Source organism: Marinomonas rhizomae, assembly GCF_003315485.1.
GTDB classification, from domain to species: domain Bacteria; phylum Pseudomonadota; class Gammaproteobacteria; order Pseudomonadales; family Marinomonadaceae; genus Marinomonas; species Marinomonas rhizomae.
This window is the reverse complement of sequence record NZ_QNSE01000006.1, coordinates 208815-223172: the sequence shown is the minus strand read 5'-3', so window position 1 is coordinate 223172 and position 14358 is coordinate 208815. Positions and strand designations below refer to the sequence as shown.

The 14358-nt window shown below is 41.9% G+C and carries 12 protein-coding genes, 1 tRNA gene and 1 pseudogene; 8 read left to right on the top strand and 6 right to left on the bottom strand.

Annotated features, from left to right (window positions below; genetic code table 11):
* Positions 1 to 209 precede the first annotated feature (209 nt).
* Positions 210 to 1934 carry a SulP family inorganic anion transporter gene (locus tag DFP80_RS09190; protein ID WP_113916511.1) on the bottom strand — a complete coding sequence of 575 codons (1725 nt, stop codon included), beginning with the start codon at positions 1932 to 1934 and terminating at the stop codon, positions 210 to 212.
* 237 nt (positions 1935 to 2171) lie between these two features.
* Here DFP80_RS09190 and uvrB point away from each other — a divergent pair, with 237 nt between their 5' ends.
* The 3 genes from uvrB to DFP80_RS09175 all read left to right on the top strand — a co-directional run bounded on the left by uvrB (position 2172) and on the right by DFP80_RS09175 (position 4565).
* Positions 2172 to 4196, top strand: coding sequence for an excinuclease ABC subunit UvrB (gene uvrB / locus DFP80_RS09185; RefSeq protein ID WP_113916510.1), 2025 nt, complete (start codon positions 2172 to 2174; stop codon positions 4194 to 4196).
* Between the two features lie 21 nt (positions 4197 to 4217).
* Positions 4218 to 4406 carry a hypothetical protein gene (locus DFP80_RS09180; protein WP_113916509.1) on the top strand — a complete coding sequence of 63 codons (189 nt, stop codon included), beginning with the start codon at positions 4218 to 4220 and terminating at the stop codon, positions 4404 to 4406.
* An 82-nt stretch (positions 4407 to 4488) separates the two neighbouring features.
* Positions 4489 to 4565 (top strand) — tRNA-Val (locus DFP80_RS09175).
* Positions 4566 to 5084: 519 nt separating this feature from the next.
* Here the strand turns inward: DFP80_RS09175 and DFP80_RS09170 are convergent.
* Together DFP80_RS09170 and DFP80_RS09165 are read right to left on the bottom strand one after the other, a co-directional pair.
* Positions 5085 to 6017, bottom strand: a complete 933-nt coding sequence (locus DFP80_RS09170) for an SDR family NAD(P)-dependent oxidoreductase (protein WP_113916508.1) — start codon at positions 6015 to 6017, stop codon at positions 5085 to 5087.
* 69 nt (positions 6018 to 6086) lie between these two features.
* Positions 6087 to 6758, bottom strand: coding sequence for a fibrobacter succinogenes major paralogous domain-containing protein (locus DFP80_RS09165; protein ID WP_113916507.1), 672 nt, complete (start codon positions 6756 to 6758; stop codon positions 6087 to 6089).
* 292 nt (positions 6759 to 7050) lie between these two features.
* Here DFP80_RS09165 and DFP80_RS09160 point away from each other — a divergent pair, with 292 nt between their 5' ends.
* Both DFP80_RS09160 and DFP80_RS09155 read left to right on the top strand, forming a co-directional pair.
* A complete protein-coding gene (locus DFP80_RS09160) occupies positions 7051 to 8223 on the top strand; it encodes an alpha/beta hydrolase (RefSeq protein ID WP_113916506.1) in 1173 nt (390 codons plus the stop codon).
* 32 nt (positions 8224 to 8255) lie between these two features.
* Entirely contained in the window at positions 8256 to 9173 is a 918-nt protein-coding gene (locus DFP80_RS09155; protein ID WP_206610572.1) for a helix-turn-helix domain-containing protein, read from the top strand.
* A 388-nt stretch (positions 9174 to 9561) separates the two neighbouring features.
* On the opposite strand, the gene DFP80_RS09150 is transcribed toward DFP80_RS09155, so the two are convergent.
* On the bottom strand, positions 9562 to 10179 hold the full coding sequence (locus tag DFP80_RS09150) for a LysR substrate-binding domain-containing protein (protein WP_241560215.1): 618 nt from the start codon (positions 10177 to 10179) through the stop codon (positions 9562 to 9564).
* A gap of 50 nt (positions 10180 to 10229) precedes the next feature.
* Positions 10230 to 10430: pseudogene (locus DFP80_RS09145) on the bottom strand (hypothetical protein); the annotation flags it as partial.
* Between the two features lie 173 nt (positions 10431 to 10603).
* Between DFP80_RS09145 and DFP80_RS21065 the strand changes: the two are divergent.
* Together DFP80_RS21065 and DFP80_RS09135 are read left to right on the top strand one after the other, a co-directional pair.
* Positions 10604 to 10789, top strand: a complete 186-nt coding sequence (locus tag DFP80_RS21065; RefSeq protein WP_113916504.1) for a DUF1036 domain-containing protein — start codon at positions 10604 to 10606, stop codon at positions 10787 to 10789.
* A gap of 55 nt (positions 10790 to 10844) precedes the next feature.
* Positions 10845 to 11099: a hypothetical protein gene (locus DFP80_RS09135; RefSeq protein WP_113916503.1), complete on the top strand. Its 255-nt coding sequence runs from the start codon at positions 10845 to 10847 to the stop codon at positions 11097 to 11099.
* A gap of 280 nt (positions 11100 to 11379) precedes the next feature.
* Here the strand turns inward: DFP80_RS09135 and DFP80_RS09130 are convergent, their stop codons facing one another.
* Complete coding sequence (locus DFP80_RS09130; protein ID WP_113916502.1) at positions 11380 to 13296, bottom strand: FAD-binding monooxygenase; 1917 nt, start codon at positions 13294 to 13296, stop codon at positions 11380 to 11382.
* A gap of 134 nt (positions 13297 to 13430) precedes the next feature.
* Here DFP80_RS09130 and DFP80_RS09125 point away from each other — a divergent pair, with 134 nt between their 5' ends.
* Positions 13431 to 14354: a LysR family transcriptional regulator gene (locus DFP80_RS09125; protein ID WP_113916501.1), complete on the top strand. Its 924-nt coding sequence runs from the start codon at positions 13431 to 13433 to the stop codon at positions 14352 to 14354.
* The last annotated feature ends 4 nt before the right edge of the window (positions 14355 to 14358 follow it).

Here is a 14358-nt window from a genome sequence, read left to right as displayed (position 1 = left end):
ATTAGTTTGGTGTTAATTGATTAAGAAGGTCGGTTAATCGGTCTTTTTGAATGTAATAATCTTTATTTTCGGCTTTCCCGAGTGCATGCTTGTGGCAAGTGGTAGGACTTACTTTTCTACTTTAGTAAATAAGGGGGAATCGGCCCAAGCGCTTAGAGCGACTATAGGCTCGGATGATTCACCTTATATCTTATTAAGTGCTAATCGGCTTATTCGTCAGCTTGCTCTACTGTTAGAGCTTTTATCGCTTGGTGCTGAGTAAGGAATACCTTGCCACTCAGACTAGCCAGTAAAATAGAACCAATAAGTTTGTCCATGACTGGGCCTTTCACTTCAGATAAGTGGACTTTTACCCCTGCGTCAGCAAGACGTAGCACCACCTTTTCTAGGCTTTGCAGTGCACTGGCGTCGATCATATTAATCGCGGTACACATAAGAACAAGGTGTTGAATATCTTTGTTTTGGGATACCAAATTTTGTAGCTGCTCTTCTAAAACACGTGCATTGGCAAAAAATAAATTTTCATCAATACGAACAGTGAGTACCTTGCTGTGGGTTTCTACTTCAAAACGTTGCACGTTCCGGTAATGCTCTGTACCAGGTACGCGACCAACAATGGCTATGTGCGGATGACTGGTGTGCCACAAGAAAAATAAAATAGATAAAATGACACCTACAATTAGCCCTGTTTCCATACCTTCTAGCATGACGGTACAAAAGGTCACTATCAACAAATAGGCCTCTTTTTTTGAAAACTGCCATAACTTTTTTAAGTCCGAAAAACTGATAAGTTTCGCCATTGAAATAGAAATAATTGCAGCAAGAATAGTGGTGGGCAAGTAATAAAAAAGTGGTGTCATGAACAATAATGTCAATAAAATTAGTAATGCAGAAATAATGCCTGTCATTGGGCTTTTTGATCCACAATCGGCGTTTAGCACTGTTCTTGAAAAGCCGCCTGTGACAGGGAAAGAACCACTTAGTGCCGCCCCGATATTGGCAAGGCCGAGCCCTACCAATTCTTGATTTGGATGGATATCTTGACGCCGTTTTGCCGCATAAGACTGGGCGACAGAGACCGAGCCTATAAAGCCAACAATGGTGATTAAGAAAGCACCTGGCAATAACGCTTTGATCATTTGCCAACTTATGATGTCTAAATTAATGGTTGGCGGGGTGGTTGGAACGGAGCCAATCACTGCCACACCTAATTGGTCAAGAGACAAGATTGCGACAATGAAAGTGGTCACAATGACCACGACGACTGGGCCCGACTTTTCAAATAATTGCACGCTTGATGTTGGTAAGCCGAGGAGCAACAAAAAACGTCCAAAATAGCGCTTAACCAACAGTAATGAAGCGATGGAGAAGACACTTAATAGAAGTGTTGGCAGGTTGGTGTTACTTACGTGTGCATAAAGGCTTGTTGCCAGCGGAACAAGAGTACTTCCATTAGATTCAATGCCGAGAAAGTACTTGATTTGCCCTATTATTATCAATAAGGCTGATGCGCTGATAAAACCGGAAATTACCGGGTGGCTGAGTAGGTTGGTCAAAAAGCCTAATTTCAACAGGCTCAATACCAATAAGAGCACTCCAGACATAAAGGCCAGTAGAATCGCGATACTAGCATAATGTTCACTGCCAGAGACGGCAAAAGGCAACACCGCGGAAGCTGTCATCACTGATGTAAGTGCTACAGGGCCAACAGCTAGAGTGCGGCTGGAACCAAACAGTGAGTAAAGGATAGAAGGTAAAATACTGGCATATAAGCCAGTAATCGCCGGAAGACCAGCCAACATAGCATAGGCCAAGCTTTGAGGAATAACCATAATGGTGAAAATTAAGCTGGCAACTGAATCATGCTTCAAATCGGCCGTTCGGTAACCTTTTAGCCAGACCAAAGCGGGTAGGTATTTCTCAAGTGTTGTCATAAGGCTTCTCTGTTGGGTGGGTAGAGATGTTTATATAAGTTATTATTTTGTTTTTATTATTTGATATAAGCTTAGTATTTAATGTTATATGTAGGTTTTGAATTAGTAAAGTTTTAAAATGTGCATAAAAATGAGTTTGTGGCGGAAGGGGATTGGCTTTAAAGAAGGAAATACCAGACGCATTCGGCATTTTTTGCTAATCTCTTTGACCAACTGTAATGCTAAGGAAAAATATCTGTGTCGCACGAGTTTCAGGTTGTTTCATCTTACTCTCCAGCTGGCGATCAACCAAAAGCCATTGAAAAATTGGTTCGTGGTGTTGAGGCTGGTCTTGCCCATCAAACCCTGCTTGGGGTAACAGGGTCTGGCAAAACCTACACGGTGGCGAACGTGATTTCTCAGGTTAAGCGTCCGACTATAGTGATGGCGCATAACAAGACCCTCGCCGCTCAGCTTTATGGCGAATTTAAAGAGTTTTTTCCTCATAACGCCGTAGAATATTTTGTTTCTTATTATGATTATTACCAGCCAGAAGCTTATGTCGCTGCGTCGGATACCTTTATTGAAAAAGATGCCTCGGTAAACGAACACATAGAGCAAATGCGACTGTCGGCTACGAAAGCCTTACTAGAACGTGAAGACGTTATTATCGTTGCGACCGTGTCGGCGATTTATGGCTTGGGTGATCCGCAATCTTATTTAAAAATGATGCTGCATCTTGATCGTGGTGATCGTATTGACCAACGTGATGTGTTGCGTCGTTTGGCAGAACTGCAATATAGCCGCAATGATTTGGTATTAGAGCGTGGTAATTTCCGTGTTCGTGGCGATGTGATAGAGGTTTTTCCTGCGGATTCGGAAGACACCGCTGTTCGTATCGAGCTATTTGATGACGAGGTCGAAACCTTGTCGATGATCGACCCTCTGACCAACAAAACCATTCGCAAAGTTCCTCGTGTTACGATTTATCCAAAAACTCACTATGTAACACCTAAAGAAACTGTACAAGCGGCGATTGAACGCATTAAAGTGGAATTGGATCAGCGTCTCGAGCAACTTAAATCGCTTAACAAATTGGTCGAGATGCAACGCCTTGATCAGCGTACGCGATACGATTTAGAAATGATGCAAGAACTGGGCTACTGCAATGGCATAGAAAACTACTCGCGTTATTTATCAGGTCGTGAAGAAGGCTCACCACCGCCAACTTTATTTGATTACCTACCAGCCAATGCCTTACTCGTTATCGACGAATCTCATGTTACCGTTTCACAAATTGGTGCAATGTATAAAGGGGATAGATCTCGTAAGGAGAACCTTGTCGAATATGGTTTCCGTTTGCCTTCTGCCCTTGATAATCGTCCTATGCGATTTGAAGAATGGGAACAGATTAAACCGCAGACAATTTTTGTTTCAGCCACGCCGGGTAAGTATGAAGAAGAGCATCAAGACTGGGTAGTTGAGCAGATTGTTCGTCCGACGGGCTTGATAGATCCTATTTTAGAAGTTCGGCCTGTGGCAACTCAGGTTGATGATTTACTATCAGAAATTAATCTACGAACACCTATTGGTGAGCGTGTTTTGGTGACAACGTTAACCAAGCGCATGGCGGAAGATTTAAGTGATTATTTAAGTGATCATGGCGTTCGTGTGCGTTATTTACATTCCGATATTGATACCGTTGAGCGTGTAGAAATAATTCGCGACTTACGTTTGGGAGAGTTTGATGTCTTGGTAGGTATTAACTTGTTACGAGAAGGTCTGGATATTCCAGAGGTCAGTTTGGTAGCAATTCTTGATGCTGATAAAGAAGGTTTCTTACGCTCGGAAAAATCATTGATTCAGACTATTGGTCGTGCTGCCCGTAATGTCAACGGTAAAGCCATATTGTACGCCGATCGTATCACAGGCTCTATGGAACGGGCGATTAGCGAAACTGACCGACGTCGTGAAAAGCAAACCGCCTACAACGAAGAGCATGGCATTATACCAACAGGTATCACAAAATCCGTTGAAGACATTATGGAGGGCGCCTACAACCCAGGTGCTGGTAAGCGCGGCAGCAAAACCAAGAAGGTAGCCGAAACGGCAAAAGATTACCAAGTGGAAAGCATGGAAGACGTAGCTCAGGTACGAAAAGCCATGATCCAATTGCAGAAAGAAATGATGTTAGCCTCGGAAGAACTGAAATTCGAATTAGCGGCGGGTTATCGTGATCAAATTCGTCAGCTACAGAAAAAGTTAAAAGACGTCGGTGAATAATCAAAGCTGAGGGAGATAAACGTGGCGATAACCTTAAGAAACTACAACATAATTAGAGTCATCGATAACGGTGTTATTGTAAACTGCACCGTGATTGAGATGTGCTACGACTATGCCCTTGTACGATTTAAAGACAAAAAATACAAAGTGCCTTATGGTTTAATTGATGAAGTTATTGGTCACGAATTGCTTGTTCCAGTCAATGAATAACGGTTTTAAAACAAAGACTTCAAAAAGTTTGTACTAGGGCTTGTCAAAAGAGAAGCCCTGAGTATAATGATCAACACTTTTTAGGACTATAGCTCAGTTGGTTAGAGCGCTACCTTGACATGGTAGAGGTCAGCAGTTCGAATCTGCTTAGTCCTACCAAATTATAAGGTCTCGACAGTTAGTGATCATTCACAACGTCGGGGCTTTTTTGTATCTGCAAACGATCTGCAAACTATAAAGTTATTTCTCTTCTTGCTTACGACCCCAATAAAACTACGCTTTCCCTCCTAAGGTGTCCGAAAATCTACGGTTCTTTTTATAGTGTCCAGAATCCTTTTCTTTACGTTTGCTGGGTAAATTGCTTTTATGGTGTAAAGCGTAACGCTGCGGATGTTAGGAAATGTTAGGTTTTGCCACCTTCTGTTTGACGAGTGTGCTATTTTTTCTTTTTAACTAAATTTATAGGTGTTCCATGGGAAGGATTGTTTTCCATACCAATTTTAGGTGTAGCACTTTCTAGCTAGAAAATGCCCCATTATGATTTATGCCTAAAGTCTGGCAAAGTTCGTTTAGGGCTTTGTGATACAGAAAAACTAATGAGTGTTAAATAGAAAGAACTACCTCATATGTCTGCCCAAAAGCGTTTATCAAGTCGGTAGCTATCCAAGAGCAGCAGTACTAATCTGTTAGAAATTGATTGATAACAGTGTTAGCGTTATTTTGTGCTGATTGGCTACCTATAACTTCAGGCCAGTGGTCTACCTGATTCGCCAGTGTCCCCGTCAGGCCTTTCTTACTTCCCCACCAAGCACCTGTCTTATATTCATTGCTGTTTAGTAGCACATCAACATAACGTTTAGCACCGACATCTACAGAGTGTGCCTTTCCAAGTTTCTGCATCACCCACATTGTAGATTCCATGATAAACCTTTGATGCCAAGGTAGGGATGCCGTCCCAGAAGTACCACGCGCCATTCCAGGATCAACCGTGATAAATCTTTTATCTAAATGCTCGCGTGCCATACTCATCGTCCATAGTGCCCCCATGAGTTTCACTGAGCCATAAATATCCGTATAGTTTTTGTTTTCAGCAAATTTTTCACCATTTACTACGCTCGTCCACTCGTCAATTGAGCCTTGTTTAATAGGAGGACGGCTTGCACCCACTTCTGGGGCGCCTCTTGCGGCAAAGCTTGCGACATACATAACTGTGCCACCAGTGGCGAGTTTATTGTTTTTAATCAGATAGTTAGTAAATTCCACATGTCCTAATACATTGACCGCAAAGATAAACATGACCCCATCTTTAGTCAGTTGAGTCGGTGTTGTTCCTCCGCCACCTCCAGCGTTTAAAATAATGGCATCCACAGGTGCGTCAAGGTTGTCGGCAGCTTGACGGCATGATTCAACGTCGCCAACGTCAACAAGCAAAATCTCAAAAATATCCTTATCCGTTGAATCTTCTAATTGGCGAAGCGCCTCTTCAGCACGTTTTTTATCACGGCATGCCAATACGATTCTCGAAATACCGTCTTTTTCGGCGAATTGTCGCGCGGCTTCAAACCCTAGCCCCGAGTTTGCACCTGTAATTAAAACTGAAGAATAGCTCATAGTATTTACCAATATTTTGAAGTGTAAGAATGGCGCAGAGCCATGATTTAATCGTTAAGTTTTTTAAAGTCAGCCTTCAATCCTTACGCAGCGAACAGAAAACATGTAATCCTTAGTGCTTGTCGCTCGTCGGATCTCACCTTTATGTACATTCCACCAGGAGTAAGCAAGGGTTCGAATAATGGCTTTCTTGTCAGTAGAAGCAGTTGCGGTCCAAAACTCAGTGTAGGCACCTTGAGTAATGTAAAAACCATTCCACTTCACACCGGCAGGGCGAGCGAAAAAGTGATGTTTATTGATGATTGATGGATTAAACTTCTTAAATAGACCATCGCTTTGTGACTCTTTAAGTTGAGCACCAAGGTTTTGCGCACCTCCGCGCCAGCTGTTTTGGTCGATTTCCTCTTCAGGCATGCCTATATTGCGCTCTAGCTGTTTCCAATCATCATCGGTTGCTACACGCCAACCTACAGGGCAAAGGTTTCGCTCATCAGAGACATCATGCCAATCGTATAGCCTGCCATACTTCAATAGGTTATCTGGCTCATCTTCAGGGATTACCCCTGTTCTTACCGCAGAGCCGTCTTGAAATTTAGTACTTCTCAGCCCTTCTGATAACCAAGTTTGGTTGCCTATTGTGACGGTACGGTAGATATTTCCTTCGACATCTTGAACCGTATCCTCTAGTTGATATAGCTCTTTGTTAATGTCATTGGCTAATGAAGCTGTTGCAGAAATCATGCAGACCCCTATAAATAATATGTACTTTTTCATTAATGGCTTCCTCAGTATCAACCTTGTATTTAAGGCTGCTGTAAAGATGGGATCAGTTTAATTGGTTAGTGTCAGATAAACTTATACATTTTTATAATTATCAAATTAACCTTATAAGTTCAATTTAATCAGTTGCTTAACTTAAAACACCCCATGTTGAGGAACATGATATTTTTGAGATATGAATAAGTGTTTCTTGGCGGTTTACGTAGAATTTCTTTAAACATAGTAGACAAAACTGACAGAGGAATACCTAGCATTGAAAACCATTAAATCTCCATTGGCGTTACTATTAATGACCTTAGTCATGATTATCAGTGGCTGTGCGAGTAGCGATGTGTCTCGTGTACCAATGCATGAATCAGAACAGTACTACAATTACTTGCAGCCGACTTTTGAACAGTATGTGGAAACAACCACTGAATGGTTACGAGAGAATCGAGCTTTTATCACTGATCGCGGTCAGCACGAAATAGAGCTTGTGATGAATGCCCCTTACAGTAAGGGGGACCCAAACTCAGAAAAAGCGATATTGCTCGCTCATGGTCTTGGGGACTCACCTTTTAGCTTCAGTGATATTTCAGACTCCCTTGCTGAGCAGGGCTTTTACGTACAGGTTGTACTTTTGCCTGGTCATGGCAGCAACCCTAAGCATATGAAAATGGTGAACTATCAAGATTGGCAAATAATGATTGATCACTATGCCGAGCTACTAAAACAGCAATATGATGAAGTTTGGCTAGGAGGCTTTTCGACGGGCGGTAACTTGGTTTCTATTCATACATTAGAGAATCAGGGTGTGGATGGCTTAATGTTGTTTTCACCAGGCTTTCAAACTAGGTCGCCAGTATTAGAAAAATTAACACCGTTAGCGGCAATCTTTACTGAAGGTTGGTTTACAGAAGAGAGCAACCTTGCCAAATATAACTCTGGGCTTCTTGTCAGCGCACTCGCTTATTCAGAAAGTGCGAAGGTGCTTCGCAACAAAATCGCGGATCAAGAATTGGATATTCCGGTTATGTTAGTGGTTTCAGAGGCGGATAGCGTGATTGATGCAAATGCACTAAATGAATACTTTGACCAATATTTTACGCACACCCAAAGTCGCTTGGTATGGTACGGAGAGAGTACAGAATTTAAACTTCCGATCAAAGTAGAACGCTACTCAATGCAAAGAGACGATCTTAGAATAAGTACAGCCTCTCATATGAGCTCTTTATTTGCCCCTGACAATAGTTACTATGGACAGGATGGAGACAAAATCATCTGTGAAAACAGCTTGAACTCTTCTGATGTCGAGGCGTGCAATCAGGGTGAACAAACCTGGTTTTCAGCATGGGGCTACACTGAAGGCGATCGCATTTACGCTCGACTGACTTGGAACCCATACTACGCCGAACTGGAAAAAACGATGAAAGCTATCGCCCTGTAGGCCAATTAGATAAATTTTTTGAGAGTAGAAAAATGACTAAAACACTGCACCTCAGCTCTATTTCGGACCTACATTCTGCGTTAGGGCTCGACGCTCCAACTCATCCGCTTGTGAGTTTTTTCAAGCCATCTCAGGTCAAATTGCGCGTTAAGGAAGATGTCAAAATTTGCTTTGACCTCTTTCTCATTTCTTTGAAAGATTCTGCTCATTGTAAGGTTGGATATGGCCACACAGCCTATGATTTTGACAAAGGAACGATGACCTTTATCGCTCCCGGTCAAGAATTGATGATTGAAGCAACAGAGCCCATTGAAGATTCATTGGGTTGGACGATTGCCTTTCACCCTCAACTGATAGCAAGATCTGAGCTTAGTAACAAGATACCTGATTATTCTTTCTTCGAGTATCAAACCAATGAGGGGCTGCATCTTTCAGAGCGTGAGCGTGTGATGATTACTGATATCGCTTCGAGTGTTGCTGATGAAACCGAAAGGAATATGGACAAACACACTCAATCGTTGATTTGCTCAAGTATTGATTTGTTGTTGAAGTATTGCGCTCGATTTTATGATCGTCAATTTATTGTGCGCTCTGATTTAAACCACGATTACATGAGACGCTTTAGTCAATTCTTAGACTCTTATTACCAAAGCGACAAGCCACTCGAAGAAGGTATACCCACAGTTCAATACTGTGGGAAAGAGATGGGTTTATCGCCTTACTATTTAAGCGATCTATTGAAGAAAGAGACAGGGAAAAATGCTTTAGAGCATATTCATCTGTTTTTAATAGAGCGAGCCAAGAGTCAGATTTCCCAAACCAATGACAGCATTACCCAAATAGCCTATGGGTTGGGCTTTGAATACCCACAGCACTTTTCAAAACTGTTTAAAGCCAAAACTGGAGTAAGCCCTCGACAGTTTCGAAATGATCCAACGTTAACACACTAGGGAACGTGCGATTAAGTCAGATTATTAGCACTAAGTCGCAGCTGGCCTGATTCGCTCTTTAATTCACTAAAAACCTCGGTTTTTAGTGTGTCTTATTCCCTAGGTGGAGGCTTAAAAGCTCCAACTACCGTCATCAAGACGGATTAACCCCGTGCAGACCTTATCATCTGATCCACTCGCAGTATGTTTCCCAGCGCAAACAACACCGCGAGCTTATTGTCATTTTTTGATAGATCTTTATTGTAGTGGTCAAGTAAAACTGGCCACCGCTTTATAGAACACCTATCACCAGCCTATATGGCTCGGTGGAGAGATCTACCTAAAGTTTGATGAAGGTAGCGCAAGAACGTATCCATGTCACATCAACGTCCTTTTACTGATCACGAGTTCAGTAACACAGGCTGTAAAACTCGTAAAGAAATTTGGATTTATCCAAGTTTTCTAAATCGTTGTGAGTCATCATCCAAAGGTCTGTACTCTGGTTTACCATTTTAACATCTATTTTCTGAAGAGTGTCAGAACTGTCTCCAATAAAACAAGGCAGGTAAGCAAGCCCCATCTTATGTTCAGCCGCTGCCGTCAACGCCTCAAAAGAGTCTGTTTTCATTACTATTTTTTCTTCCAAAATCAGCTCTGACACTTGTTGAGAAGCGCTACCTTGATACATGATTAACCAAGATGCAGATTCATGATGATGCTTACCTTGAAGGCTATTGATATAACTTGGTGCCCCGTATACACCAAAGGCTATTTTACATAACTTAGTACCAACGAATGACTCTGGCAACTCAGTGGCGGGACGAATCGCTACATCCGCATCTAAGTTTGAAATATTCAGTCGACGAGACGTTAAGCTGAGTTCCAGCTGAATCTTTGGATAAAGTTGATGAAAAGCCGCCAAATGCGCCCCTAAAACTAAACAAGACAGTGCGTCTGTTGTCGTTAACCTCAATACACCTTCCAACTGCATTTCTTGTCCGAAAATTTTACGTTCCAGCTCTTTCACTGTCGACTCCACTGCAAGAGCGGACTCCAGCAGTTTTTTCCCTTCTATCGTTAATTTATATCCGGTAGGAAGTTTATGAAAGACCCGTAATTTGTGGCACCACTTGCGGCTCGGATCATCTGATCAACTCGAAATACGTTTGCAAGAGCAAACAGCATGGCGAGCTTACTGTCATTTTTAGCCAACCCACGATAAATAGCTTTTCTAAAACCAAACTGGCACTTGATGATTCTAAAGGGGGGTTCGACTTTTAAGGCGCTTTTCTTAACTTAGAGTTTAGGGAAATAAAATGTCTGGTACTTGCATTTGTTCTACACTTTATTGATTTATGATTAAGAGATAGATTTATGGTGAGTTATTTAATCGCCTAGTGAAAAATAAATTTTATCTTTAAAATTTTATAAATATTGAGGGATAGAGTGTTATGAAAATTGTGGTTTTTCTTGTACTTTTTTTTGCATCTACTTTATATGCTAGAGAAGGGCTAAGCATATGTAATAAAACAAGTGAAGATTTTTATGTGTTAAAGGGAAGTCAAGGGTATCGACACCCGAACTTGACAGAGGGTTGGTATTTTATAAAAAAAGGCACCTGCGAGAGGGTTAAATAGTGCGTCACCGTTAGCAAGTTGGTTTGCTTTTACAGATAAAAAAGGTGTTCCTTTTTTGGTAAATGCGAAGGTCTCAAAGCTGGGCTTAGTTTTACCTAAGTATTTATGTTGGGCTCATAATGCCAAAGAGTTAAAAAAATATACGCGAGAGGCGAAAGCTTTTGGTAGAAGTTTAGGGTATGAATTCACTGAAATTCCTAATTCAGTATGTGAAAAAAACGATTATGCTCAGCGAGAGTACAAGCGCTATCCTGTTTCATTTGGTATTAAAGTAGGTAAGTCATACTTTCTAGAGCTTAATATAGATTAAGCTCTAAGGAAGATGTGATGAAGTGAAAAGGCTATATTAGTTTTGACACTATAGTGTGACTTATTCGCATCGTAAGAGCTACTGTGGTCAAAGTTTATACTGCCATGGAAAACGCGAGGCTTTTTCGTGGTGAAGAGGGTTTTGTTAGAGCGGGTTCTGGCTATCGTGTTACCTAGAAGTAAGATGAATTGAGATCTGTCGAAGCTGGTACTTCGCCTAAATAGAGTGTAAGTAAAGAAAGCCGAATTAATATCCGACTTTCTTTACTTAAATTCGGATACTAGGTCGCTAAGTTTAGTAATACCTTGTCAAAGAAGCTTGTTAAGCCATCTAGATCGTCTAGTGGTAAAACCTTAGCGATATATTGGTCTGGTCTAACGATGATGATGCAGCCATTATTTTTGTCAATTCCGCGTTTGTCATAGAAGGAATTCCCTTCATAAAGAGCGCTGTAGACTTTTTCATAATCTTTTAGTCCATAGCGGCTCTTTGTAGGTTGTAAGAGTGAATGAATGTCGCTTACTTCTATTTTCCGGTGAGATACCTGGAAGACAGCCTGCACATTGATGACGGCATCGATATCTGCATTTTTTGGTGTAAATCTCTGGATCGGAGATAATGGATTGTTTTGTAAAAACTCGCATAGTGCTTTCACTTGGCAAGCATCGCTCATAAAGCTTTGATCTCCTGCGAAGGCGAAAATGTGCCAACGACCATCGGCTTTCATGCTATGACCAAGATGCATAGATTTTGCATCGGCAAGACGGGTGACTTTGGCTGAGTGAAAACGCATACCAATAGTCTGTCCAGTCGCCAAACCTTGATATTTTCCAGAGGATACTAAGTTTGATTGAGGATAGTGAATGGCTGTCCCAGCAGTGAATCGACCAAATTTAACAAAATACTTTTGAAAGGCGGCTGGGTCAACGCCATCAGGGTTGGCTGTGGATTTGGGTTTAGCGCTGAACATTTTTGAAAATTCACGATCGAAATCGATTAATTGCTGAGCCACAGTTTGTCTTTCAAGGGAATACGATTGCAGTAATTCTGGTTTTGCCCTTCCTATTAATACATGGGCCAGCTTCCAACCTAAGTTCCATGTGTCGTTCACCGAAGTATTTAACCCTTGTCCAGCTTTTGGGCTGTGAGTGTGGCAAGCATCGCCCGCTAAAAATACATGCGGTAATCGACCATTTTCGGCGTCATCAAATGCGGTAGTAAGTCGTTGGCCAATTTCATACACGCTCCACCAAGCGATTTCTTTTACCTCGAGAGTGTATGGGTGCATGATGCGGTTGGCTGCAGCAATGAGGTAATCGGTTGTAATGTTTTTTTTGCTTAAGCGCTCATTACTTTTTAACTTATCCAGTTCAATGTACAAGCGCACCATATAGCCACCTTCGCGTGGAATGATCAGCATGTTACCTTCATTATTGGAATGAATTGCGGATTTTAAGCGAATATCTGGAAAGTCGGTTATCGCTAATACATCCATGACTCCCCACCCTTGATTAATAGAATCACCGACTAACTCGCGACCAATGGATTTTCGTACAGTGCTACGGGCGCCATCACAGCCAACGACGTATTTGGCTTTAACCGTTTCGATCGTGCCCAGGTGTTGAGAGTCTAAGCGTTCGAACGTCAATGTCACTGGGTAGTCGGTAACTGTAGGGTTGACTTCAAGGTTGATTAGTTGGCGGGAGTAATGAGGTACTACTTTTCTTGCTCCATGGCGCATCACATCAAGAAAGGCGTCATGTACTCTGGCTTGGTTTATGATGACATGAGGCATTTCAGACAAGTCGTCTTCTACATCTTGTATCTTGCTGCTGCGTGTAATCTGTTCTGGTTGTTCTGTATTAGGCTTCCAAAATGCAGTTTCATTTACCCAATAGGCTTCTTGTTTAATTTGATCTGCGAAGTCATAAGCTTCGAACATCTCCATGGTACGACAAGCGATGCCATCCGCTTGGCCTACTAATAAACGATCGTCTTTTTGTTCGACAATACAGGTGGAAATTGAGGCGAATTTCGACAACTGCGCGGCGAGGTTGAGTCCTGCTGGACCACAACCGACTATCATTACATCGACTTCTGATGGCATTGGGTGTTTTAAAGGCGGAGCAATGATTCGATCTAAAGGGTCTGTAATTCTAGGATCGCCTGGGTGAAATCCTTGTTGATAAAATTGCATGATTTATCCTCTTGTTATTGTCTATCCTGTGTCAGGAATGAAAAGATTTGCTGTCTGGAATAGAAATGACTGTAATGTAATTTAGATATAAGTAAAAATAGATTTTTATATCAAGACTAATAGAAAATGCATAAATGAACCCTAACTTATTGAAGCAATTAGCCATCGTTGTGAAGCAGGGCTCTCTTAGTCGAGCTTGTGAACAGTTGTATATAACTCAGCCAACATTAACGCGTAGTATTCAGCAATTGGAAATGAGAGTCGGTGCACCAGTGCTTATTCGAACGCGTTATGGCGTGCAACCTACCGAAATTGGTGCAAGGTTAGCTCAAATTGGCGAACGAATTTTGGCGGAAACAGAGCAAGGTGAAGAGGTCATTCGACAGTTTCATAGTGGCTATCAGAATGAATTTGTCATTGGCATTGATCCGCTTTGGGAGTTTGCTACGGTTGAACAAATGACGACCTATTTTATGCAAGAAAAGCGTTATGTCTTTCATTTTAGAACGGGGTCCGCGGCTGCGCAGATTGAGTTATTACAAAAAGGTGAACTCGATTTTCTCTTGGCGCCTGCGCATCTTACTGTTAAGCAAGGTGCGCTCGATAGGCAGTTGTTGTTTCGAGATCGATCTGGTGTTTTTGTTGGGAAAAAATCGGCTCTTAGAGGCTCTAATGTTGTTATTACTCAAGATGTGTTGGAGAAACAAAATTGGATAGTGGCTGGTGCTAACGCTGGTTTTCTTGATCGACCTAGCGAGCTTATTGGTCTAAAAGCGGCCAGTATGGCGTTTACGGGGAGTATCCGATCGGTTTTGCATCTGTTGAATAGCTCGGATATGTTGGTTCGGTTGCCTGCTCGTTTGGCCCTGATGACAGGCGACGTTGAGACAGATCAAATGATCCAGGTGCCAGAACCAAAAGGACCAAGGCGAGACATCGCGCTTTGGTCAAAAGTCGATAATTTGGAGCGTCCAGAATGCATGAAGGTTCATGAATTGATTCGTGACTTTATGCAAGAACTAGATGCTTCTGTATCAACCTTTGGATTGGGTTTATGAATCC

What these genes read in the sequence shown, in the direction of transcription:
- DFP80_RS21065 (WP_113916504.1), top strand. Translation starts at nt 10,604, where the DNA reads ATGAAAATTGTGGTTTTTCTTGTACTTTTTTTTGCATCTACTTTATAT.
- DFP80_RS09155 (WP_206610572.1), top strand. Translation starts at nt 8,256, where the DNA reads ATGACTAAAACACTGCACCTCAGCTCTATTTCGGACCTACATTCTGCG.
- DFP80_RS09130 (WP_113916502.1), bottom strand. Translation starts at nt 13,296, where the DNA reads ATGCAATTTTATCAACAAGGATTTCACCCAGGCGATCCTAGAATTACA.
- DFP80_RS09125 (WP_113916501.1), top strand. Translation starts at nt 13,431, where the DNA reads ATGAACCCTAACTTATTGAAGCAATTAGCCATCGTTGTGAAGCAGGGC.
- DFP80_RS09190 (WP_113916511.1), bottom strand. Translation starts at nt 1,934, where the DNA reads ATGACAACACTTGAGAAATACCTACCCGCTTTGGTCTGGCTAAAAGGT.
- DFP80_RS09170 (WP_113916508.1), bottom strand. Translation starts at nt 6,017, where the DNA reads ATGAGCTATTCTTCAGTTTTAATTACAGGTGCAAACTCGGGGCTAGGG.
- DFP80_RS09165 (WP_113916507.1), bottom strand. Translation starts at nt 6,758, where the DNA reads ATGATTTCTGCAACAGCTTCATTAGCCAATGACATTAACAAAGAGCTA.